Source organism: Corynebacterium silvaticum (assembly GCF_002162115.2).
Classification (GTDB): domain Bacteria; phylum Actinomycetota; class Actinomycetes; order Mycobacteriales; family Mycobacteriaceae; genus Corynebacterium; species Corynebacterium silvaticum.
Genome location: NZ_CP021417.2, coordinates 1,937,563 through 1,960,121, shown reverse-complemented (window position 1 = coordinate 1,960,121; position 22,559 = coordinate 1,937,563). Strand labels below are relative to the sequence as shown.

General features: G+C 54.9%; 16 protein-coding genes, 2 tRNA genes and 3 pseudogenes. 14 read left to right on the top strand and 7 right to left on the bottom strand.

Annotation, left to right across the window (positions count from 1 at the left end; all coding sequences use genetic code 11):
- Positions 1 to 4 precede the first annotated feature (4 nt).
- The 3 genes from ettA (at position 5) to CBE74_RS21630 (ending at position 2,917) form a co-directional block, all read left to right on the top strand.
- Positions 5 to 1,675 (top strand): energy-dependent translational throttle protein EttA, encoded by a 1,671-nt coding sequence (gene ettA, locus CBE74_RS21640; protein ID WP_014526132.1) that lies wholly within the window; start codon positions 5 to 7, stop codon positions 1,673 to 1,675.
- Between the two features lie 199 nt (positions 1,676 to 1,874).
- The gene (locus CBE74_RS21635) at positions 1,875 to 2,303 is read left to right on the top strand and encodes an acyl-CoA thioesterase (RefSeq protein ID WP_087454406.1); all 429 of its coding nucleotides are present in this window, start codon (positions 1,875 to 1,877) and stop codon (positions 2,301 to 2,303) included.
- Between the two features lie 5 nt (positions 2,304 to 2,308).
- On the top strand, positions 2,309 to 2,917 hold the full coding sequence (locus CBE74_RS21630) for a DUF8185 domain-containing protein (RefSeq protein WP_087454405.1): 609 nt from the start codon (positions 2,309 to 2,311) through the stop codon (positions 2,915 to 2,917).
- Between the two features lies 1 nt (position 2,918).
- Here CBE74_RS21630 and CBE74_RS24655 read toward each other — a convergent pair.
- The 4 genes and pseudogenes from CBE74_RS24655 to pepN form a co-directional block, all read right to left on the bottom strand.
- Positions 2,919 to 3,815 (bottom strand): annotated as a pseudogene (locus CBE74_RS24655) (DMT family transporter).
- Between the two features lie 5 nt (positions 3,816 to 3,820).
- Complete coding sequence (locus tag CBE74_RS21615; RefSeq protein WP_087454404.1) at positions 3,821 to 4,213, bottom strand: globin; 393 nt, start codon at positions 4,211 to 4,213, stop codon at positions 3,821 to 3,823.
- Positions 4,214 to 4,237: 24 nt separating this feature from the next.
- A pseudogene (locus tag CBE74_RS21610) lies at positions 4,238 to 5,202 on the bottom strand (mechanosensitive ion channel family protein).
- A gap of 128 nt (positions 5,203 to 5,330) precedes the next feature.
- Positions 5,331 to 7,946 carry an aminopeptidase N gene (gene pepN, locus CBE74_RS21605; RefSeq protein ID WP_087454403.1) on the bottom strand — a complete coding sequence of 872 codons (2,616 nt, stop codon included), beginning with the start codon at positions 7,944 to 7,946 and terminating at the stop codon, positions 5,331 to 5,333.
- 288 nt (positions 7,947 to 8,234) lie between these two features.
- On the opposite strand from pepN, the pseudogene CBE74_RS21600 reads away from it, so the two are divergent.
- The 3 genes and pseudogenes from CBE74_RS21600 to CBE74_RS21590 form a co-directional block, all read left to right on the top strand.
- Positions 8,235 to 8,852: pseudogene (locus CBE74_RS21600) on the top strand (mycothiol-dependent nitroreductase Rv2466c family protein); the annotation flags it as partial.
- A gap of 181 nt (positions 8,853 to 9,033) precedes the next feature.
- On the top strand, positions 9,034 to 9,507 hold the full coding sequence (locus CBE74_RS21595) for a ribose-5-phosphate isomerase (protein ID WP_087454402.1): 474 nt from the start codon (positions 9,034 to 9,036) through the stop codon (positions 9,505 to 9,507).
- A gap of 115 nt (positions 9,508 to 9,622) precedes the next feature.
- Positions 9,623 to 10,630 (top strand): pirin family protein, encoded by a 1,008-nt coding sequence (locus tag CBE74_RS21590; protein ID WP_087454401.1) that lies wholly within the window; start codon positions 9,623 to 9,625, stop codon positions 10,628 to 10,630.
- A gap of 87 nt (positions 10,631 to 10,717) precedes the next feature.
- On the opposite strand, the gene CBE74_RS21585 is transcribed toward CBE74_RS21590, so the two are convergent.
- Together CBE74_RS21585 and CBE74_RS21580 are read right to left on the bottom strand one after the other, a co-directional pair.
- The gene (locus tag CBE74_RS21585; protein WP_087454400.1) at positions 10,718 to 11,500 is read right to left on the bottom strand and encodes a hypothetical protein; all 783 of its coding nucleotides are present in this window, start codon (positions 11,498 to 11,500) and stop codon (positions 10,718 to 10,720) included.
- Positions 11,501 to 11,635: 135 nt separating this feature from the next.
- Positions 11,636 to 11,878 carry a helix-turn-helix transcriptional regulator gene (locus tag CBE74_RS21580; protein WP_087454399.1) on the bottom strand — a complete coding sequence of 81 codons (243 nt, stop codon included), beginning with the start codon at positions 11,876 to 11,878 and terminating at the stop codon, positions 11,636 to 11,638.
- A gap of 270 nt (positions 11,879 to 12,148) precedes the next feature.
- On the opposite strand from CBE74_RS21580, the gene CBE74_RS21575 reads away from it, so the two are divergent.
- The 7 genes from CBE74_RS21575 (at position 12,149) to clpX (ending at position 20,048) form a co-directional block, all read left to right on the top strand.
- Positions 12,149 to 12,223: transfer RNA gene (locus CBE74_RS21575), tRNA-Gly, on the top strand.
- Between the two features lie 387 nt (positions 12,224 to 12,610).
- Positions 12,611 to 12,684 (top strand) — tRNA-Pro (locus CBE74_RS21570).
- A 76-nt stretch (positions 12,685 to 12,760) separates the two neighbouring features.
- A complete protein-coding gene (tig, locus tag CBE74_RS21565) occupies positions 12,761 to 14,113 on the top strand; it encodes a trigger factor (RefSeq protein ID WP_087454398.1) in 1,353 nt (450 codons plus the stop codon).
- A 357-nt stretch (positions 14,114 to 14,470) separates the two neighbouring features.
- The gene (locus CBE74_RS21560) at positions 14,471 to 15,070 is read left to right on the top strand and encodes an ATP-dependent Clp protease proteolytic subunit (protein WP_013912109.1); all 600 of its coding nucleotides are present in this window, start codon (positions 14,471 to 14,473) and stop codon (positions 15,068 to 15,070) included.
- A 15-nt stretch (positions 15,071 to 15,085) separates the two neighbouring features.
- Positions 15,086 to 15,715: an ATP-dependent Clp protease proteolytic subunit gene (locus CBE74_RS21555; RefSeq protein WP_013912108.1), complete on the top strand. Its 630-nt coding sequence runs from the start codon at positions 15,086 to 15,088 to the stop codon at positions 15,713 to 15,715.
- Positions 15,716 to 15,791: 76 nt separating this feature from the next.
- Positions 15,792 to 18,599 carry an aminodeoxychorismate synthase component I gene (gene pabB / locus CBE74_RS21550; protein ID WP_087454397.1) on the top strand — a complete coding sequence of 936 codons (2,808 nt, stop codon included), beginning with the start codon at positions 15,792 to 15,794 and terminating at the stop codon, positions 18,597 to 18,599.
- A 162-nt stretch (positions 18,600 to 18,761) separates the two neighbouring features.
- Positions 18,762 to 20,048 (top strand): ATP-dependent Clp protease ATP-binding subunit ClpX, encoded by a 1,287-nt coding sequence (gene clpX / locus CBE74_RS21545; RefSeq protein WP_087454396.1) that lies wholly within the window; start codon positions 18,762 to 18,764, stop codon positions 20,046 to 20,048.
- Between the two features lie 59 nt (positions 20,049 to 20,107).
- On the opposite strand, the gene CBE74_RS21540 is transcribed toward clpX, so the two are convergent.
- Positions 20,108 to 20,866: a TetR/AcrR family transcriptional regulator gene (locus tag CBE74_RS21540; RefSeq protein WP_087454395.1), complete on the bottom strand. Its 759-nt coding sequence runs from the start codon at positions 20,864 to 20,866 to the stop codon at positions 20,108 to 20,110.
- A gap of 610 nt (positions 20,867 to 21,476) precedes the next feature.
- On the opposite strand from CBE74_RS21540, the gene CBE74_RS21535 reads away from it, so the two are divergent.
- A complete protein-coding gene (locus CBE74_RS21535; protein ID WP_087454394.1) occupies positions 21,477 to 22,457 on the top strand; it encodes a malate dehydrogenase in 981 nt (326 codons plus the stop codon).
- Positions 22,458 to 22,559: the final 102 nt, after the last annotated feature.

Here is a 22,559-nt window from a genome sequence, read left to right as displayed (position 1 = left end):
CACTGTGGGCGAATTCATCTACACGATGAAAAACGTGCGCAAGGCTATCGGTGACAAGCTCATTTTGGACAATGTCACCATGGCCTTTTACCCAGGCGCCAAGATCGGCGTTGTGGGCCCGAACGGCGCTGGTAAGTCTTCGATCCTCAAGATCATGGCTGGACTTGACCAGCCGTCCAACGGCGAAGCATTCCTTGACCCCGGCGCTACCGTGGGCATTCTTCTTCAGGAACCACCACTGAACGAGGAGAAGACCGTTCGTGGAAACGTTGAGGAAGGCCTCGGCGAGATTTTTGAGAAGAAGCAGCGCTTCGAGCAGATCGCCGAGGAAATGGCGACCAATTACACCGATGAGCTGATGGATGAGATGGGCAAGCTCCAGGAAGAACTGGATGCCGCCGACGCCTGGGAGATCGACTCTAAGATCGACCAAGCGCTTGAGGCACTGCGCTGCCCGCCGTCCGACGACCCGGTTACGCATCTCTCGGGAGGCGAGCGTCGTCGAGTAGCACTGGCTAAGCTGCTGCTTTCTGAGCCCGACCTTTTGCTTCTCGACGAGCCCACCAACCACCTAGACGCAGAATCCGTGCTGTGGCTGGAAAAGCACCTTGCAGACTACAAGGGCGCTGTCTTGGCGGTCACTCACGATCGTTATTTCCTGGACCATGTTGCAGGCTGGATTTGCGAGGTTGACCGCGGAAAGCTTTACCCTTATGAGGGCAACTACTCTACCTACCTGGAGACCAAGGCTCAGCGACTAGAGGTCGCGGGCAAGAAGGACCAGAAGCTGCAGAAGCGGTTGAAGGAAGAGCTCGCATGGGTGCGCTCGGGAGCTAAGGCTCGTCAGGCTAAGAACAAGGCACGTCTGCAGCGTTACGAGGAAATGGCTGCAGAGGCTGAGCAGTACAAGAAGCTCGATTTTGAAGAAATCCAGATTCCTACTCCGCCGCGTCTGGGCAACCAGGTTGTGGAAGTAGATCACCTGGATAAAGGTTTTGACGGTCGCGTCCTGATTAAAGACCTCTCTTTCACCCTGCCGCGCAACGGCATTGTGGGCGTGATTGGTCCTAACGGTGTGGGTAAGTCGACGCTGTTCAAGACCATCGTGGGCCTAGAGAATCCGGATTCCGGTGACGTCAAGGTCGGTCAAACCGTCAAGCTCAGCTATGTCGACCAGAACCGTGAGAACATCGACCCAGAAAAGACCGTGTGGGAAGTTGTCTCCGACGGACTCGATTACATCCACGTTGGCCAAAACGAGATGCCTTCGCGCGCGTATCTGTCTGCCTTCGGCTTTAAAGGCCCTGACCAGCAGAAGCCATCCAAGGTCTTGTCTGGCGGTGAGCGCAACCGACTGAACCTCGCGTTGACGTTGAAGCAGGGCGGCAACCTGATTCTTCTCGACGAGCCAACCAACGACCTCGACGTGGAGACATTGGGTTCCCTGGAGAATGCTCTTCAGAAGTTCCCGGGCTGTGCCGTGGTGATTTCTCACGACCGTTGGTTCCTGGACCGTACGTGTACGCACATCCTTGCATGGGAAGGCAACGTGGAAGAGGGCCAGTGGTTCTGGTTCGAGGGCAACTTTGAGGATTATGAAAAGAACAAAGTTGAGCGCCTCGGCGCTGACGCAGCGCGTCCTTCCCGCGTCACACACCGTAAGTTGACTCGCTAGTCATAGTGATCATGGCCGGTAGCGCACTGCGCTAGTTGATGCCCCTCGGTACCTGATGAGTGATTGGACAATCGTTCACTAGGGCTGAGGGGCATCGCTGCGCATAATATGTGCGACGAGGCTAACATTGTGGAATATCACACACCGATGCACGGTAGTGTGTGCTTTAACCTGATAGAAAACTTTGAGAAAGTAGAGCATGTCGGCAGAATCCACCCATCAAGTCCACACAACTACAGTTCCCGTTCGGTGGACCGACTTTGATCGTTTTGGTCATGTCACAAACTCAGCGTATGTTGACCTAGCTCAAGAGGCTCGCACCAAGTGGGCAAACGATGAATTTATGGCGCAGGGGCATGACAATCCTGCGGTATTTGTTCGCCGAATTGAGGTGGACTACTTGCGGCCCATCATGCCCAGTACCACTGAGGTTGAGGTTGAAACATCCATCGTCCAGATCGGAACCACGTCGTTTACCACTCGCCAAAGCTTGAAAGACTGCGAGGGACACGTATGCGCAGTGGTGCTCGCCGTACAGGTGGCAGTAGACCTTAAGACTGCGCGCCCTCGCGAGATCGAGGCCCATGAGCTGCAGGTTCTCACCAAGATTGCAGAATCGGCGCGTTAATCAAGATGAACGAGAGTCTAATTATTCCCGAAGGCCCAGCAGCGGGGATAACGAGCCTGTTGCAGCGCGCTGTTGGCTTAGACCGACACGCTTATGCGCGGTTGCAGCAGGTAGGAGGCTACGTGAACGTGTATGTGACTACTCCTTTTGGTGTTGTCGCATCGCGGAGAGTCAGGGGAGAAGCGTCGAGAGACGGCGCGGTTTTGCTGGCTACTGACTTGCTGGCGCGGGGGGAAGGGAAGCCACACGATGCCTCCTGGGCAGGCGCGCTTCCCCCAGTGACGGGCTTTAAGCTTATCGACGAAATCCCCGTCGGCGTTGCCAGCGACCTTGCAGAAAAAGGTCGCTCTTTGGCTCGACAATTTTCCGGCCCGATGGGGCCTCCCGCAAGCTTGTTGGATCAAAAGGTTATGGCGGTATCGAGCGCGGATAGTTCCGTAGATATTTCGATGCGGATGATTTTTGCCTGCACTTCCCTGGGATTTATTCCTCCGGCTACTGCACCAGCGCATATACCGAGGCATCTCCGGGTATCCAGCACCGGACGGTGGGCACGCATTGATGCCCCCTACGGAACGGTCTATGAGTCCAAGGGGCTTTCTTTGCTGCTGTAGGCTACAGCAGCCGGATCATTATGATCCCCGTAAGCATGGCACTAACTCCGAGAATCTGCCGGACTCCTGTGCGCCCACCGCGGATGCGCTCAACGGCAATACTTGAGATCATCATCCCGAGTAATGCTGCAACCACGGTAAGACTGGTTCCGATCTTTGGCACTAATGCCGCGTTAGTGAAAACAAACAATGCCCCAAGGCTTCCTCCAAACCACATCCACCATGGGTGAGAAGACCCGAGACGCTGTATCCGTGGGCGCCAGCGTAAAACGATGTTGAGCACGATGAGAACCGCCGCTCCGACGGCGAACGACACGAGCGCCGCCGTTGCCGCTGAGTGAAGCACAGAACCAAGCCTGCAGTTGATAGCCGATTGCATGGCGGTAAGCATGCCAAATGAGATTCCGGCGAGCCGCCAGAGCCAGTGAATAAGGCTCACCGATTGGGTCTCGGAACTTTTCGGTTTCCCCACGGTGGCGATCACACCGACAAACACCAGAAACGCGCCGAGTACTCGGAGCAGAGTCATCGAGTTCTGCGGAGCATCGAATAAGCCCCAGTGGTCGATGGCTAGTCCCATGAAGATTTGCCCTGAGATCGGCAAGACAACAATCTGCACTGCGCCGAGCCGGGGGAACATGAAAATATTCGCGGTAAGGGCGATGACCCCCAAAAGTCCGCCAAGCCAAATCTATGCGGGGGCGTCGTAAGCAGCTGAGACGTTGGGCAGCTGTCCGGTGACAGCTATAAGCGCTACCGCGAGGGTCAGCGTCTCCACGCAAAAGGAGATCATCGAGGAAGAAAACGGCGTTCCGGTGGATGCACTGAGTCGGGTGTTAACAACCGTTTGGATGGGGATAACCGCACCGGCGGCGACACCAAGGAGAATCCACAGCATGGGAATTAAGAAGTGCGGTTGATGAGCATATCGGCTACGCGCTGCATATGGTCCCACAGCGCGGCGCGATAGGCGTCGGGCAACGTCTCTGCATCGAGGCTATCCAGCGCGGATTCCATGAGCAGCAGCCAACGGTCTGCGGCGGCTTGGTCGATGGGGAAGTGCGCATGCCGCATACGAAGGCGGGGATGTCCGCGATTCTCTGAGAACGTTTGTGGTCCTCCCCAGTATTGGACGAGGAACCAGCGGAGGCGGTCTTCTGCGCCTTCCCAATCGTCGTGTGGATACATGGGCCCCAGGATGTCGTCGGTGCGAACGAGCTCGTAGAAGCGGTGGACGAATGCGCGGAATGTGGACTCGCCGCCCACAGCGTCATAAAAGGATTGGGGAGTAGACATGGGACTTTCGTTTTCTGAGAAGTGTTAGTCGGAGATGCGTCGCGAAGCCGCAATGCCTTCAGGATAAGGCGTATCAATGTTGTTGTGCTGGAGAGCAGTGAGTACGCGCGCTGTTAATTCTCGGGTGACATACCATTGCTGATCCGGGAGGGTTGTTACGCGGGCGCGGATCAACATGTGATCGAGCCCAATGGAATTAACGCCATCGACGGTAGGAGAGTCGAGGAGTACGTCGCTAATAGCCGGCTCTTGTGCCGCGGCATTTACTGCATCAGTCACAGCCTCGATGGCGGCGCTAGCGTTTTCATCCAATGCAATAGGAATATTGATGAGGGCGACAGCATATTCTTGACTGAAAATTACCGATCCTAAGAATCTCACCGTTGCGGACAAACCACTGGGTGCCGTGAATATCGCGCAAGGTTGTGAGCCGGAGACTGACGTCCTCAACGGTTCCCACGATGTCTCCCACATCGATGGTGTTGCCGACACCGTATTGGTCTTCAATGAGCATAAAGACACCAGATAAAAAGTTTTTGACCAGAGACTGGGCGCCAAAACCAAGAGCCACGCCGACGACGCCTGCCGACGCCACGATCGGGGTGACATTGATCCCCAAGTACGTAAGAACCGCCAGGCCTACCCACACCCAAATCACAACTGAGACAGCAGATAGACAGACCTACCGCCGCGAGTGTGAGCATGCGGGATTGCCTGCGCTGTTCCTGCGTTGCGCTGAGCGCCTCGGACGTTTTGTTATTGGCCTTTCCGCGCAGTGGCAGCACGGAAGAAATTTTCGAGGGCTTTTTATTGATATTGATTTGAGCTGCTTTGGTAATGGATTTCCGTAGAAGCCAGTTTGCCACCAGCCCGATAAGGATAGTGATTCCGATTTTGATAGGCCTGTCTACCAGCCATTCTTGGGTGTTTACGGATCCTAACCAGGATGAGACTGCCTCGGTCTGTTCTGTAGCACTAAAGATTGTCATCGCTGCCCACCGTAGCAGCGCGCTGTGTAGTAGGGCTGTGAAAGGGGGCGGTTTTTGTATGGCATTCAAGAAAGACGCGAACGCTGCCGCAGGACACATCGGTTCCTGCGGCAGCGTTGACATAAAAACTAGCGTGCGTCTATCTCGCGTAGGCGCAAGGCACGCTCCTGCTCAGACATTCCTTCAGACACCACCCGGCGAACACCAGCCGGCAAGGAATCCTTGTTAAGGAACTCGTGGGCGTTTTCTACCCCTTGTGCGGAAATATCCCAATGAGGATAGATTCCGGAAAGCGTCACCAGCGCGACCTCAGAAGACATCTCAGCCCAGATCTTTTCCGCCAACGCAAAAATCGCGGAGCTATAGCGGGTGAGATAAGGGGCGGAGCCTGTGAACGTAAGGCCTTCGAGCTTATGTCGCAAGAAAAGATTAGACAGGGTGTTGTGTGTGTCGGTGACTTCAGCAAAAATCTCTGCCTTAACCTCAGCATCCGGTTGCGCGGCATATGCGCGCAACGCCGCCAGTTCACCGGCAGAAGAATGATCCATACCGCGCAACTTCTCCACGTTCTCGCGGACCGCTATTCCAGTGATCTCACCGTGGGCGATAAGCGCTGTGAGCGCCCACCAGCGCAGATCAGAATCTACGGTAAGGCCTGGAAGTGACGTAGAACCTTGCACAATCGCAGCAAACTCGGTGGCTGCCTCTTTGGTAATGCGTATCTTTGCCAGAGCTTGGACAAACGCCAGCTGTGCATCAGAACCAGGCTGTGCGTTGCGAGCACCCACCAAGAGAGCGTCGGCAAGCATGTCGCGTCCGGTGCTATCTGCCCATGCAGGGGCCACGTAGGACCGTACGGCCTTTGCCGCCTGGCTCAGAATTCGTTCAAGCACCGCAATTTCAGTCTCAAACTGGGCGCCACGTGCAACGAGCGTGACAAAGTCACGAGCGCGCATACTCCCGTCCCTTGTCATTTCCCATGCGGCAGACCAACACAGCGTACGCGCCATGGGATCAGAGATTTTGTCGATGTTGTTCACGATGAAATCCAATGAAACTGGGTCCAGCTGCATCAGGCAGTACGTGAGGTCGTCATCGTTGACCAGAATCAGGTCGGCTTGCGCCCGACCGAGTATTTCCGGAACCGGCGTGGATGCGCCCTCAACGTCAATCTCGCATCGGTGAGTTCTCTTCACCTGACCGTCGATAAGCGAATAAAGCCCCACGGCGATCCTGTGCGTCCGAAGCTCGCCCGCGCCGGGTGCTGCTCCACTTTGTTGGATGGCGAACTCGGAATAAACGCCATCCTTAACGGTAAAGGTGGGGGAAAGCTTGTTAATTCCAGTGGTCTTGAGCCATTGGTCGGCCCACTGGGAGAGATCGCGGCCGGAGGCCTCTTCAAAGGCTCCAAGCAGATCATCAAAGGTTGCGTTAGCAAATGCGTGATTGGTAAAGTGCTTACGGACACCCGCCAGGAAGGCCTCCCGTCCCACAAAAGCCTGCAACTGTTTGAGCACCGAAGAACCCTTGGCATATGTAATGCCGTCGAAGTTTTGTTCAACGGTCTCAATATCGGAGGCGTCGGCTGTGATCGGATGCGTGGAGGGGAGTTGGTCTTGGTGATAGGCCCATGACTTTTCCACATTGGCAAAGGTGACCCATGCCGTGGAGTATTCCGTTGCCTCGGCTTGAGAGATCGCCGCGGCCCAGGTAGCAAAGGACTCGTTGAGCCAGAGGTCGCCCCACCACTTCATGGTGACAAGGTCGCCAAACCACATGTGGGCCATCTCGTGCAGGATTGTGTCGCAGCGACGCTCGTAGCGGTACTTGGTGACTTTAGAGGAAAAGACGTATTCATCGCGGAAGGTCACCGCACCAGCGTTTTCCATGGCGCCCATGTTGAACTCCGGAACAAAGATCTGGTCATACTTGTAAAACGGGTACGCCATGCCAAAGTTCTCGTGATAAAACGTGAACCCTTGTCTGGTCTCCCTCATCAAGGTGTCCGCGTCTAAATATCGTGCCAATGATTTCCGACAGTAGATGGACATCGGAATCTCTAGCGCTGTGGGCTGGTCTTCGGGAGTCTCCGGATGGTGCGTCAGCGCGCCAGACCAGGTGTCTGAGACCTCGTGATAATCGCCGGCGCACAACGCGACGAGATACGTGGAAAGCTTGTAATCCACGTGCGAGGTATGGATAGCCTTATCCTCAGTGGTCGTGACCTGGGAATAAGCATTGGTGATTACTTTCCAGGCTTTGGGAGCCGTGATGGTAAAACTATAGGTCGCTTTGAGATCTGGCTGGTCAAAGCACGCAAACATGCGTTTGGCATCAGCTGTTTCAAACTGCGTGTACAAGTAGACGCGCTGATCTTCCGGATCGATAAAGCGGTGAAGCCCCTGGCCTGTATGTGAATAGACGCATGAGGCGGTCACGGAAAGGGAATGCAGTCCCGGGGTCAGCCCTCGTAAAGAGAGTCCCTGGGTCTCATCGTAGCCGTCGGAGGTCAGCGAGACCGCTGCTGCGGTGATGTCTGTGCCGTCGAGAAGCACTTCCGCTACGGACGCTGCTCGAAGATCAATAAAGGTATCTCCGGCTTCCTTTACGGTGAAAGACACCGTGGTGGTGGAAGGGAATTCTTTGTCCCCTTCGGTTAAATCAAGAGAGATACCATAATGATGTACGTCAAGAAGGCGGAAACGCTGCTCGGCTTCTGTTTGCGTGAGATTAATGGAAGACATGTGGTGAAGGATCTCCTTTAGCTTGGGGAGCGAGGCTAGCTAGAGGCTAGGCACGAAAAGCTACGTGGGGGTACTGCATGTGATCTGTGGATTTACTTTACAACTGCCTGCCCCAGCGCAACTGGCTATTGGGAAAGTCTTTTTGGCATAGGACGGACGCAGGGCGGACATCGATTGGACTCAGGCCAGGTGTGGCGCGGAATGATTGCGTGGAGGAATGCGTTGAAAAAGGCAACGGCGGAAGCACGTTGGGTAAGCAACGAGCACGATGAAGTGAAGGAGAATCCTATGACCGAACACGTGACATTCTGGTTCGACGTGAGCTGCCCTTTTTGCTGGGTAACCTCTCGATGGATCAAAGAGGTAGAGCAGGTGCGCGGCGTCCAGGTCTCATGGGTGCCGATGAGCCTTTCTGTTCTCAACGAAGGTCGGGACGAGCTGCCAGAAGACTACAAAGAGAAGATGAAGGCGAACTGGGGACCAGCGCGAGTGTTCGCGGCAGTCGCTTCGCAGCACCCCGATAAGCTCGATGAACTCTACACAGTCATGGGAACCGAGATCCATAACAACGGACACGGTGGCAAGAAGGGTTTTGGCGCCTATGACGAGATCATCAAGACTGCGGTGTCCGCGGTCGGCTTAGATCCCGAATTGGCTGAGGTTGCGAACACCGAGGCCTGGGATAAAGAACTGCGTGAATACCACCACAGCGCTATGGACTTAGTGGGTAACGACGTGGGAACACCAGTGATCAAACTGGGAGACTCCGCGTTCTTTGGCCCAGTTATCACCAGGATCCCGCGTGGGGAAGAAGCCGGGAAGCTTTTCGACGCCTCCATCGCACTAGGTTCCTACCCCTATTTCTTTGAACTAAAGCGGTCGAGGACTGAGAATCCTCGCTTTGACCAGACCAATAAAAGGTGCAGTGCGCCACAGGGTTTCCTGATGCCACACTCGTGTGCCGCCTTGCATAACAAGATATTTCCTTGTTAAGGCCTTAGGAGAAGTAGCGCGGATGAGGTGGGAAGCCCTGAGGTGATTTGTCCCCTTCTTGATGGGGTGCGGTGATGCGATACACTTTGGAACTATGCGCGTTTACCTCGGAGCGGACCATGCAGGGTTCGACATGAAGAATATCATCGCGGAACACCTCAAGATCAAGGGACATGAGGTTATCGACTGCGGTGCACACACCTATGACGCCCAGGATGACTACCCGGCGTATTGCATTGAGGCTGCTAGCCGCGTGGTCAATGACCCCGGTTCACTCGGCATCGTTTTGGGTGGTTCGGGCAACGGCGAGCAAATCGCCGCGAACAAAGTGAAAGGTGCTCGCTGTGCGTTGGCATGGTCGGTAGAAACCGCTCGCTTGGCTCGTGAGCACAACAACGCTCAGCTGATCGGTTTGGGCGGTCGTATGCATTCTGAAGAAGAAGCACTGCAGATCGTCGATGCCTTTATCGAGCAGGAGTGGAGCAAAGAGGAGCGCCACCAGCGGCGTATCGACATCCTCTCCGAATACGAGCGCACAGGAATTGCCCCGGCACTTCCAGAAGCCTAATACTTAACAAGCGTTACGGCTCCTACTAAAACTAACGATCCCTGATATCCGAGGCCTCTCTGAGGACGTGATATCGGGGATTTCTTACTACGCGCAATCGATGAGGAGGAAAACGATGAAGGATATGCATAGCAACCAGGCCATGCGAGCCCCAGTGGAAATCATCACTGCGCGGGAGGTTCCACTCGGAGGACTGCGCGCGATGAGCGTGCGTCGGACGCTACCTCAGAAGAAACGGACAATGATCAGGGCATGGTGCTTTGTGGATCATTATGGTCCCGATGATGTTTCTCAGACCGGCGGCATGGACGTGGCGCCGCACCCGCATAGCGGTTTGCAGACCGTCAGTTGGTTGTTCCGTGGGGAAATAGAGCACCTTGACTCAGGCGGAAACGTCGGCACGGTGCGCCCTGGAGAGGTTAATTTAATGACCTCCGGGGCCGGAATCTGCCATTCGGAGGTGTCTACGGCAACCACGGAGACTCTCCACGGCGTTCAGCTCTGGGTTGCGTTGCCGGATTCGGCCCGGAACACAGCGCCGCGCTCTTTTGAGCATTACTCTCCTGAACCCATAGATTTAGGGGAGGGGCAGGCAATTGTTTTCCTTGGCGAGCTCTGCGGCGTGAAAAGCCCGGTACAAACTTTTACCCCGCTGGTAGGAGCGGAAATACGCATCGAAAAGAAATCATCCCTCACCATATCCCTCGATCCGGCTTTTGAGCATGGGATGCTTATCGACGCCGGCACCATCGCAGTAGAAGACGTTTCCATTCCTCACGCGGCGCTTGCTTACGTGGGAGTGGGCACAGATCGCATTGAGATCACCAACCATGGTGACAGCGAAGGCAGGGTACTGCTCATCGGTGGGCAGCCGTTTGAGGAAGACATCGTTATGTGGTGGAACTTTGTCGGGCGATCGACTGAGGATATTCGCCACAGTAGGCAAGAGTGGGAAGCCCGTACAGATCGTTTTGGCAAGGTCGCTGGCTATCGAGGTCATGGCGGGGTGAATGACGCGGGTGAGGGAATCAACGCGCAGGGTTTGGCCCGGATTGAGGCCCCCGCGTTGCCCAATGTGACGCTGCGTCCGCGTCGTAATCCGGCGCCGTATGCACGACCGTAGGAAGCCAAAGGACACCTAGCAAACAATAAAGTGCCCGTGCATGGAAGCACGGGCACTTGTGTCACAGACTTTGGTGATTTTTAGCGCTTAGAAATCAAAGTCGAATCCGCCGCCATCGCCACTGTCGCCGCCGAAGAAGCCGTCAAAGAATCCGCCGTCATCTCCTCCTCCTATGTCGCCGCCGGCATCGCCGCCGTTGGCTGCAAGGCCTTCTGCATAGCCCTTGTCAAAGCCGGACTCAAAGGCATTAGCGCTGTATCCGACGCCAGACATGCCGTTGAACAGCGAGCTAAAGAGAAACACGGATCCGGCAGTCCAGAGGCCACTGCGCAACGCACCAGCCCACCATGGCTCGGAATACCAGCCGGCAGGAACCGGACGGCCAGCGACCATTCCGCCGGGGTAGTAGTTCGGGGTCTCGGGTGTCGCGTTAGGCGAAGCCGTAATCTGTTGTCCCTCGAACTCGATGGTTCGGTTCTCGGTGACTTTACCTGCTTGACGTTGGCCTTCTAGCGGTGGCAGTTCAGGGCCAGCGGGCAGTCCCATGATCTCACGAGCGGCATTCACATAGTGTAGGCCCTCCAACGCGGACTCGCGCGCTAGCTCGGCTTGGCGCACCGTTGCAGCCGTGCTGATCTGGGATGATGCTGCGTTGTAGCGCTCGGAAGCGTCGGCAATGGCTTGCGTGGACGCCGCATCGGTGCCTGAGATGGTGAGCACCTGCGACCCCAACCTTTCGATCCAACGGCGGGCTTCTGCGATTGAGTCTTGGAGATTGTCTGACTCAATTTGCTGGTTACTTTTATTGCCTCGGCTAAGGAAGAAGATGGCACCGCCGACGACGAGGACGACAAGTAATAACGCAATCATTGTGAATGCCTCCGTGGGAAATTGGGTACGTTAGTTACAGTGAACAACGTTCCAAGGAAACAAAAAGTTCCTCAGCCTAACCTTTTGGGGTGGTCTGCTGAGGAATGAGTTGGGACAAGATTACGTGAGGTGAATTTACTTGTCCGCGACGGGGTCTTCAGGCTCTGGGTCTTTTACCGCATTACGGGCATTAACCCATTCTTTGACTGCTTCAGAATCCCACAGAGTTAGGCCATGGTGTTTAGCTACGGGAGAAGGGGCACGTCCTCGACCTGCATAACTCGTAAATGTGCCTCGAGCTGTGCCCGAGAACTCTGCGCAGTCATTTGCGGTCCACAATTCGCGGCCGGTATCTGCGTCGATGATCTTCGGTTGCATGAAAACATAATAACTCACTAATCAATAATGTGTCTTTTTGTGCAGGTTATCGGGGCTTGGCCCTGGGCGAATGGGGGTTATGAAGCTTCTTTGGCGGTGAAAAACTTTAGAGAAATTATGTAGAAAAACTTGGTTCTGTCAGAGGTGTGGTGGGGTAGGGGACTGTTAGGTGCTGGGGTATAAGGATGTGCGGACATACTGGGGTTTTGTCCTTATCGTGAAAGTCCGCTACTGTTATGCGCACAGCGTTCGACGCACTCAAACGCTAGTGGGAATGTCGTATAGTGGCTAATACCTCAGCCTTCCAAGCTGAAGACGCGGGTTCGATTCCCGTCATTCCCTCCACTTTCTTAAAGCCGGTGGCCTTGATTCAAGGTCACCGGCTTTTTGCGATCTTGTTGGTTTGGAGGAATGTCGTTTTTGAGAACGCTGAAAAATTCGACCGGCGGTTTTGTGAGTTGCATGGCCGCTAGCGTTCTCAAAAACGACAATTTTCGGCTTTGACGGGATGGGGATCGGCGGAAGGATGGCGGAAGGATAATGCGCGAAAAAATTGCCCTAACGTGTGGTGATAATTTCCTCTTTTTGTGGCTTTGAACTGGCGTTTTGGGAATAGTCGATTCTATGGCGTAACTTTTTAGGAGCAGCTTGTACACTGCAAGTACGAACTTGGTGCGAGAAACTCTTGTTCTATGTTTGTATTGTGTGCGCGTTTGTTTGAAAGTTCGACAACGGGACGTGGCGCAGTTTGGTAGCGCACCTGCTTTGGGAGCAGGGGGTCGCAGGTTCAAATCCTGTCGTCCCGACGTAGATCCCTCCACTTGGTAAGGGTGGAGGGATTTTTTAAATTTATTGAGTACCCAACGATCAGGAGAATGGCTCGTGAAGAGTTCCGTCGAAAAGCTGAGCGACACCCGCGTCAAGCTCAACGTTGAGGTTCCTTTCGAGGAGCTGAAGTCTGAGATCGATCAGGCCTACAAGGCGTTGGCTCAGCAGATCAACATTCCAGGCTTCCGTCGTGGCAAAGCGCCGCGCCAGCTTATCGACGCCCGCATTGGCCGCGGACCGGTTTTGGAGCAGGTTGTCAACGACATGCTTCCTACCCGTTACCAGCAGGCCTGCGAGGAGAACGAGCTCGTGGTCTTGGGTCAGCCCACCATTGACATCACCAAGGTTGAAGACGGCGACGTCGTTGAGTTCACCGCCGAGGTTGACGTCCGTCCGGAGATTACCGTCCCAGATTTCGCTAGCTTCAACGTAGAGGTTCCAGCAGTCAAGGCCGATGAAGAAGCAATCGATGCTGAGATCGATCGTCTGCGCGAGCGTTTCGGTGAACTGAAAGACACCAAGCGCAAGCTGAAGACCAACGACTTTGCCACCATCGATCTTGCCGCTTCCGTTGACGGCGAGGCAATCGAAGAGGCCACCACTGAGGGTATGTCTTACCAGGTTGGCGCTGGCGATCTTATTGATGGCCTGGACACCGCTCTCCGCGGTCTGAAGACCGGTGAGTCTGCAGAGTTCACCACCACCCTTCAGGCTGGCGAGTACGCAGGTAAGGAAGCAACCGTTACCGTGACTGTTCAGCAGACCAAGGAGCGCAAGCTTCCTGAGGTCGATGAAGAGTTCGTGCAGATGGCTTCCGAGTTTGACACCGTCGAGGAGCTGCGCGAGTCCGTCACCGCTCAGGTTGAGGAAAAGGCAAAGGCTGCACAGGCAACCGCCATCCGTGATGAGGTTTTGAAGGTGGCACTCGCAGAGTCCACATTCGAGCTTCCAGAAGGCGTTGTTAACGAGCAGGTTGAGGCTCAGTTGCACCAGCTGCTTGGCCAGCTCGCTCACGATGAAGCCGCTTTGAACACTGCTCTTGAGGCTCAGGGAACCACCCGCGAAGACTTTGACGCAGAGAACCGCAAGAACTCTGAAGAAGCAGTCCGCACCCAGCTGTTCCTCGATGCTCTTGCCGAGCAAGAGGCACCTGAGGTCTCTCAGCAGGAGCTGACCGATCATATCCTCTTCACTGCACAGAGCTATGGCATGGAGCCAAACCAGTTTGTGATGCAGCTGCAGCAGTCCGGTCAGATTGCTAACCTGTTCTCCGATGTTCGCCGTGGCAAGGCTTTGGCAGCAGCTATCTGCCGTGTCTCCGTTAAGGACGAGAAAGGCAACGTAGTTGACCCGACTCAGTACTTCGGTGAGGAAGAAGCAGAGGCTTCCGAGGACGAGGCTAAGTAATAAGCTAAAAACAAAAAAGACCTCAATGAGTATGCAACGCTCATTGAGGTCTTTTTGCTATGCCGAGGTAGAAGCGAGATAGAAGATTATGTCGTTTTTGAGAACGCTAGAAAAATCGACGTGGGGTTTTGGGGAGCGCGAGTGCGCTAGCGTTCTCAAAAACGACAACTGGGCAATAAAACCGTGCAACATGCTGTGCCGCTGCGGGGTAGCCGTGAAATAGTGTGGCCCTGCTTGTTAGTTTGTCCTACGCTGTGAGCGAACAGGTGCCATAGGGGGACTAATAGGCAGGTAACGTGGGTTGCATTCGATAGCCACGTGGCTGGCTAAAAATAAAAATCTGTAAGGAGTACTGGAATGAGTGACCAGATCCGCATGGCTCAGGGCAGCGCTGGCCTGAACCTGAGTGATTCCGTGTATGAGCGCCTTTTGCGCGAGCGGATTATCTTCCTTGGAACACAGGTAGATGATGAGATCGCAAATAAGCTCTGTGCGCAGATCTTGCTGCTGTCGGCTGAGGATCCACACCGCGATATTTCCCTGTACATTAACTCGCCGGGTGGTTCTGTCACAGCAGGTATGGCCATTTATGACACGATGAAGTACTCACCCTGCGATATCGCTACGTACGGCATGGGTCTTGCTGCTTCCATGGGGCAGTTCTTGCTCTCCGGTGGCACGAAGGGGAAGCGTTATGCGCTTCCGCATGCACGGATTATGATGCACCAGCCTTCTGCCGGCGTCGGCGGAACCGCCGCTGATATTGCTATTCAGGCTGAGCAGTTCGCGCAGACCAAGCGTGAGATGGCCGAGCTCATCGCAGAGCACACCGGTCAGACGTTTGAGCAGATTACCAAGGACTCTGATCGTGACCGTTGGTTTACAGCTGCGCAGGCTAAAGAATATGGCATCGTCGACCACGTGATTGCGTCCGCACAAGGTCCGCTTTCTAACTAAGGCAGGAGAATATAAATGACTACTTCCGGAATGCAGATGCCCTCTGCTCGTTACGTGCTGCCTTCGTTTATCGAGCACTCTACTTATGGCACCAAGGAGACGAACCCTTACGCCAAGCTCTTTGAAGAGCGCATTATCTTCTTGGGCACACAGGTGGATGATACCTCTGCCAATGACATCATGGCGCAGCTATTGGTGTTGGAGGGGCTTGATCCCGATCGTGACATAACGATGTACATCAACTCCCCAGGCGGGTCTTTTACCTCCTTGATGGCGATCTACGACACCATGCAGTATGTGCGCCCTGACGTGCGCACCGTCTGCTTGGGCCAAGCGGCGTCTGCAGCGGCGGTGCTGCTCGCTGCGGGTGCACCTGGTAAGCGTGCCTGCTTGCCTAACTCTCGTGTGCTGATTCACCAGCCTGCTACGCAGGGGACGCAGGGGCAGGTCTCGGACCTGGAGATCCAGGCGAAAGAGATCGAGCGTATGCGCGCGCTGATGGAGCAGACCCTTTCGCGCCATACTGGTCGTACTCCTGAGCAGGTTCGCATTGATACTGACCGCGATAAGATTCTCACCGCGCAAGAAGCTGTGGAATACGGCATCATTGACCAGGTTTTTGATTATCGCAAGCTCAACGGCTAGCCCGTTTTGGTCTTAAGGAAGTCCCCGCCGCACCCTAAATTATTGGTGCTGCGGGGACTTTGCCATAATCGGGAGCGTGATTACACCTGCTTGCGATGCGAGGGGACGTCGAGAAGCTAGCGGCGAGCCCGAGAAGACTGCTCTCCGCGTTTTAGTCATCGATAATTACGATTCCTTTACGTATAACATCGTGGACTATCTTGCGCGTTGCGGGGCTGCGGTCACAGTGATGCGTAACGACGCCCCCCTCGATACCAATCGCATCTGTAAGCAGGGCGGCGCGTCCCCTGATGCCTTTGACGCGGTCGTGATTTCTCCAGGTCCTGGCACCCCTGCTATTCCCTCAGACCTGGGAATCTCTGCTGCGGCGTTGGAGCATGCGGAGGTGCCGGTACTTGGCGTATGCCTGGGCATGCAAGCGATGGCTTATGTTGAGGGCGGAAGGGTAGAAAAGGCGCCCGAGCCGGTCCACGGCAGGGAAGACACAATCTGGGTGACTTCAACCGGCCCATTGTGGGATGACATCGCGGATTCTTTTACTGTGGTGCGCTACCACTCGCTCGTGGTCACCGACGTCCCCGATTGCATGCGAGTGACCGCTACGAATGCTGAGGGGCTTGTTATGGCCCTAGAACACAAGGCAAAACCGTGGTGGGGGGTGCAATTTCACCCGGAGTCTATCGGCAGCGAATACGGTGAGCAGCTCATTGCTAACTTTGTGGGGATCGCGGAGCAGCATGCACACCGAGGCCCGGGAGAAAACTCGGATGTACAGCAGCGCGAGGTTGTCCGTGCCTCCCGTAGCCGATCTGTTGTGGTGCGTGAGTCGGCTGTCCCAGAGGGAGTAGAACCCGTCGATATTTTTGTGGCCCTCGGAGGACAGGGCGCGCTGGTGGAGTTCGAGGGTAAGAGCATCATTGCGCCCTACGACGGCGGAGAAATAATTGATTCCCTCGATGATTTGTCTCTGAGCGTGGACTCATACCCGCAGGTGCATGTCGAGAGCAACGATGGCGCAACTGCTGCGGCGCTACCCGGGTGGTTTGGCTATGTGGGTTATGAGGCGCACCATTCTGACTTAGGCCCGCAGGCACAGGCGCAAGCTCCCGCGGCCGGTGAAGCACTAAAAATGTTTTTTGCCGAGCGGATTGCGGTCATCGAGCGAGGCCGCCTGCAGCTGGTAGCGCTTGCCCCACACAACGCGCCCGAGGCACAGGAAGCCATAGAGTGGTGGTGTGACGCTGCGATGACGCAGATACATGCTGCCACTCCCGTGGGGACTTTCGACCCGTCTGTGGTGGGACGACTGCGACTGCGGGAATCGCGACGGAAGTATCTGCACAGTATCGCTGAGATTCAAGAGCTCATTAGCCAAGGTGCAACGTATGAGGTGTGCCTGACCACCCAGCTAGAAGCACCAATCGATGGCGACTTTGATGCACCTGCGGCGTATCGACGCCTCACCGAGATTGCTCCGGCCCCTATGCGATCGCTGGTTGTTCTAGGCGATACCCATGTGGTGAGCTCGTCGCCGGAGAGGTTTTTAAAGGTTAACCAGGGTGTCGTGTCCTCGGAACCGATCAAAGGCACTCGCGCGCGGTGCCAGGACGAGGAAAAAGACGCAGACATGCGGCACGACTTGGCCACGAATCAGAAAGACCGCGCGGAAAATCTCATGATCGTGGATCTGGTGCGCAATGATCTGGCGCACGTCTGTGAATACGGCAGCGTGCGGGTGGACGAGCTGTGCCATGTAAAAACTTTTGCCAGGGCGCACCAGTTGGTCTCCACGATCAGCGGGAAGGCGAGGGAGTCTGCGACCCCCGTGGACGTGATTCGCGCGGCTTTCCCCGGAGGGTCGATGACGGGCGCCCCTAAGTATCGGACGATGGAGATCATCGCCACGCTGGAGGGGCATCCGCGTGGGGTCTACTCCGGTGCGGTCGGCTTTATCTCCGTGGACGGAAGCATGGATCTGGCAATGACGATACGCACCGCGGTCGTGCAGGGGCAGCGCTTGAGCTATGGGGTAGGGGGCGCCATCATCGCGCTATCTTCCGCCGATGCAGAATGGGAGGAGATAGTCACAAAGTCTGCGCCGTTGCTGAGCCTGGTTGCGCAGGGCTTTCCCCATGAAGAGCTTCTGGAATGTGATGGCGTCAGGCTACAACCGGCACTCCACACGCAACCCCCGACGGTGATTGATTCCTTTTTGCTTGTCGACGGCCACGTCCGAGGCTTTGACTCCCATTGCCAGCGCTTCCGCTCCAGTTGTGTGGCCCTACAGACAGCGAGGGTGGAAGAGGTCGATAGGTTCTTAGCCGCCGTCAAGCGAGAGCTTCCTCTGCATGGGGAGTGGTTTCCGCGCCTGGAAAGCCTCCCCGGCGGCACGCTGCGCGTGCGGTTTAGGCCTGCGCCGAAGCGTCGAGAAGCTACGACGCTGACCACTGTGATGGTGCAGCCTGGGCAGCTCCAGCATCCGACGATAAAAGGGCCCGACCTGGCTGAACTGTTAAGAATTAACAATGCAGTACCTACCGACGACGCTCTGCTTATTTCCCCACGGGGAGTGCACGAGACGACCACGGCGGCCCTCTTGGCCTGGAAAGATAATGAACTCGTGTCCATGGGGTCAGAACGCCTGGACTCAGTGACTGAGTGCATGGTCAGGGAGATCGCTCGGGAATTGGGGTACCGAGTGGCCCAGAAAACGTATGACCGCTCGGCGCTGCACGGCGTTGAGCTGTGGGTTGTCAACGCGTTGCACGGAATTTCTCGCGTGAGTGAGCTCGATGGTGAGCCAGTTCCATGCGGCACCCAACGACTAGCGCGATTCCGCCATATGTTGGCCGACAAACAACAGCCATTAATCAAAGAAAACTAAGGGATAATTCTGCTACGGTGGATTGTCTTGTGCCTTGGGGTAAAAAGGCGCTGGGCGCGTACGAGCCCGTTAGTTTGACGCACCCGCTAAAGTGAAGGACAGTCGATTACTAATCCGTTTGGCCGCTGACGGCTGGGAAGAATTGAGAGCTTCAACCTCACCATGACACGTATGCAAGAAAGCGCTGACCTGCTCAAATGCTCCTTCTGCGGAAAGAGTCAGAAGCAGGTAAAGAAGCTGATCGCGGGTGGCGGAGTTTATATCTGCGACGAATGTATCGAACTATGCAATGAGATCATCGAGGAAGAGCTCAGCACCGCTGCTGAGGAGAAGAAGGACGAGGGCACTAAACTGCCGCGCCCCTCGGAGATTTCCGCGTTCCTTGACAAATATGTCATTGGGCAAGACGACGCTAAGCGAATCCTGTCTGTGGCAGTGTATAACCACTACAAACGAGTGCGCGCTGAAGAGTCTCGTGTTCTGAGCACACGTAAGAATAAAGACGATGAGACAGAGTTGCAAAAGTCCAACATTTTGATGCTTGGGCCAACCGGCTCCGGAAAGACGTATCTTGCCCAGACCCTGGCTAGGCTTCTCGACGTCCCCTTCGCCATCGCAGACGCCACGTCGTTGACCGAAGCCGGCTATGTGGGCGAAGACGTAGAGAATATTCTTTTGAAGCTGCTGCAGGCGGCGGAATTTGATGTTCAGCGTGCACAGCGGGGGATTATCTATGTCGATGAGGTAGATAAGATTTCTCGGAAGTCGGATAACCCGTCCATTACGCGAGATGTGTCCGGCGAAGGCGTGCAACAGGCATTGCTCAAGATCCTTGAAGGGACTGTGGCGTCCATTCCTCCACAGGGAGGGCGCAAGCACCCCAATCAGGACTTTATCCAGCTGGATACCTCAAACATTTTGTTTATCGTCGCAGGCGCATTTGCGGGGTTGGAAAAGGTTATCGAGGAGCGTCGTGGCAAAAAAGGCATTGGTTTTGGTGCCGAGCTGACCACCAAAGAAGACATCGATGAGATCGATGTATTCAAAGAGGTACTGCCAGAGGACTTGGTCAAGTTCGGGCTTATCCCGGAGTTCATTGGCCGGTTGCCGATTGTTGCCACCGTGGGGAATTTGGATCAACGATCCCTGGTTAAGGTGCTTACCGAGCCTAAAAACTCTCTGGTAAAGCAGTATCAGCGTCTTTTTGAGATGGATGGGGTGGCTCTGGAGTTTGATGATGACGCCCTTGAGATCATTGCTGATCTAGCGATAGAGCGTGGGACCGGTGCACGAGGGCTGCGTGCCATCATGGAAGAGCTCCTAGTCCCCGTCATGTATGACATCCCGGATAGGGAAGACGTGGGAGTAGTCACGGTGACTGCAGCATCGGTGCGAGGCGACGAATCTCCGCAGATGTCTGAACACACTGGAGAAGAAAAGACTGCATAACAGATGAAGAAAAGCGGTTCCACTGGGATAGTGGAACCGCTTTTTAGATACTGATCAATTTAAGAAAACGGATCTGCGTCGACTTGGTAGGAGGCTTCCTCCATGTTGCGTGTGATCGAATCGCTGGGGGCTGTCGACGTGAGGTAGCTGACGTCATCAGAACCTTTGAGATTGGATGTGAGGAAAGCCAAGACGGCGTCGACCGCCAGGCGAGCCATTCCTTGAGTATTGTCCTCATCCATCATGTCTACGCTGTAGAGGTTGAGCGTGGTGGAACGAGAATTGACTCGGAAGACGGCTAGCGAGGCGATGAGGGTAAACACGTCCTGTGCGGAGATCCCAGGACGGAATGCGCCGGCATCTTGCCCTAGCATGAGCAGCTTGTCTAGCTGCAGCATGATAGAAGACTGATCGGAGAGTGGGCTAGCCTCCGCGATTTTGCCAAAGTGGTGCAGGTTTTCCATCTGCAAAATACGAATAGATTCTGGGTGCATTACGTATGTTCGGAAGACAGCTTCGACGACCTTGCGAACTCCATCGACGGGGACAGGTGTTTCTAGTTGCATGTCCTCTGCTGGTGGTCTGAGCCTGCGTACTGCCTCTTCCAAACATCTGCGATAAAGACCCTTTTTATCACCAAAGTGATAATGGATCATTCGTTTAGACATCCCGGATTGCCTTGCGATTGCCTCAAGCTTGGCATCGGAAAAGCCTAGTTCGGAGAACATCTCTAGTGCGATTGCGAGAACCGCCTGCGGGGAGACCTCTGGCGTGTTATCTACGGAAGTATTCTCGTTGTGATCCACAGTGCCATTCACGATGTACTCCTATCTCGAACAATGACGTCGAGGACTGCTGCGTGGGCCGATTAATCCTCGCGAAATATATAGATAAATTAGTGATATTTTTAACTGTTTCCTCCATGGTGGTGCTCCGCCCTATGCCAGCGTGAACGCAGAACACAGGTTAACTTAGCGGTGGAAACGAAAACTTTTAGAGGGAGCAAGAGAAAAACACTACCCTCGTGGCTAAAGATAGTCGAAAAGTGCTGGGTTTCACTGTTAAAGACTATTCGGGGTTAACGTCTCTATCTTTTTGGGGGTGTTTGGGACGTTTTACTGGCTTCCTTCTCGCTGACGTTCCAGCGCGGTTGTCGGCTAAAAGTGGCTAAAAATGCACTTTCGGGGGTAAAATAAGCCGTTTTGAAATAGTGTTTAAACTCACATGTGATCATTGTCTTCTAGGGATGACCTGTGGAAACGATAAACCGACAGGCAAAAAAGTGGCGTTCCTATTACGCTTGAGGGTGGTATTTGACGTAGTTCACAGCCGTGCAGAGTAATTGCTTGGTACCACCATGGGTGGGCGTCGTGCGGTGTGAGCGTCGAATAAAGCTAGGTTCTTTATTTGTAAGGAGTACAACTCACGATGAATCACTCTGTGAAGAAGATTGCTGTCACTGGTGCGGCTGGGCAGATTGCCTATTCTTTGCTGTGGCGCATTGCCAATGGCGATGTATATGGCAAGGACACCCCAATTGAGCTTCAGCTCCTTGAGATCCCTCAAGCAATCGGTGGAGCTGAGGGCGTAGCAATGGAATTGCTCGACTCGGCCTTCCCACTTCTGAAGAACATCACCGTGACTGATTCCGCCGATGTTGCTTTTGATGGTACGAATGCGGCATTCCTTGTGGGTGCAAAGCCACGAGGAAAAGGCGAGGAGCGGGCTGCGCTGCTGACCGGCAACGGTAAAATTTTTGGTCCACAAGGCGATGCACTGAACCGCAATGCGGCAGATGATATCCGCGTCTTGGTCGTAGGAAATCCTGCCAACACCAATGCCCTGATTGCGCAGTTTGCTGCTAAAGACATTCCCGCTGACCGCTTCAATGCAATGATGCGTTTGGATCATAACCGCGGTATTTCCCAGCTTGCGGACAAGATCGACCGCGATAAGAACGGGATTGAGAAGTTTGTTGTGTGGGGTAACCACTCCGCAGGGCAGTTCCCGGACATTGCTTATGCAACCGTGGATGGAGAAAAGCTGTCCGACTTGGTTGATGACGCATGGTACCGGGATGAGTTCATTCCTCGGGTGGCTAAGCGCGGCGCTGAGATTATTGAAGTCCGTGGAAAGTCTTCGGCTGCTTCGGCCGCGTCCTCGGCAATCGATCATATGCATGACTGGATCAATGGAACGGAAGGGCAATGGCGTACGGCTGCTATTCCTTCGGATGGTTCCTATGGCGTCCCAGAGGGTCTCATCTTCGGCTTCCCGACCATCGCGGAAGGCGGCGAATGGAAGATCGTCGATGGCCTTGAGCTCTCAGACTTCCATAAGGAAAGCATCGCCCGTAACGTGAAAGAGCTTGAAGAGGAGCGCGCGGCTGTCGCCGACCTCCTGACGTAGTTCTCCCACAAAGTCTTTCACAAGATTGCTCCCGACAGGGCCTCATGAGGCTCTTGAATCGGGAGCATTTTTGCTTTTATATATTCGGTGAATAAGGAAAGC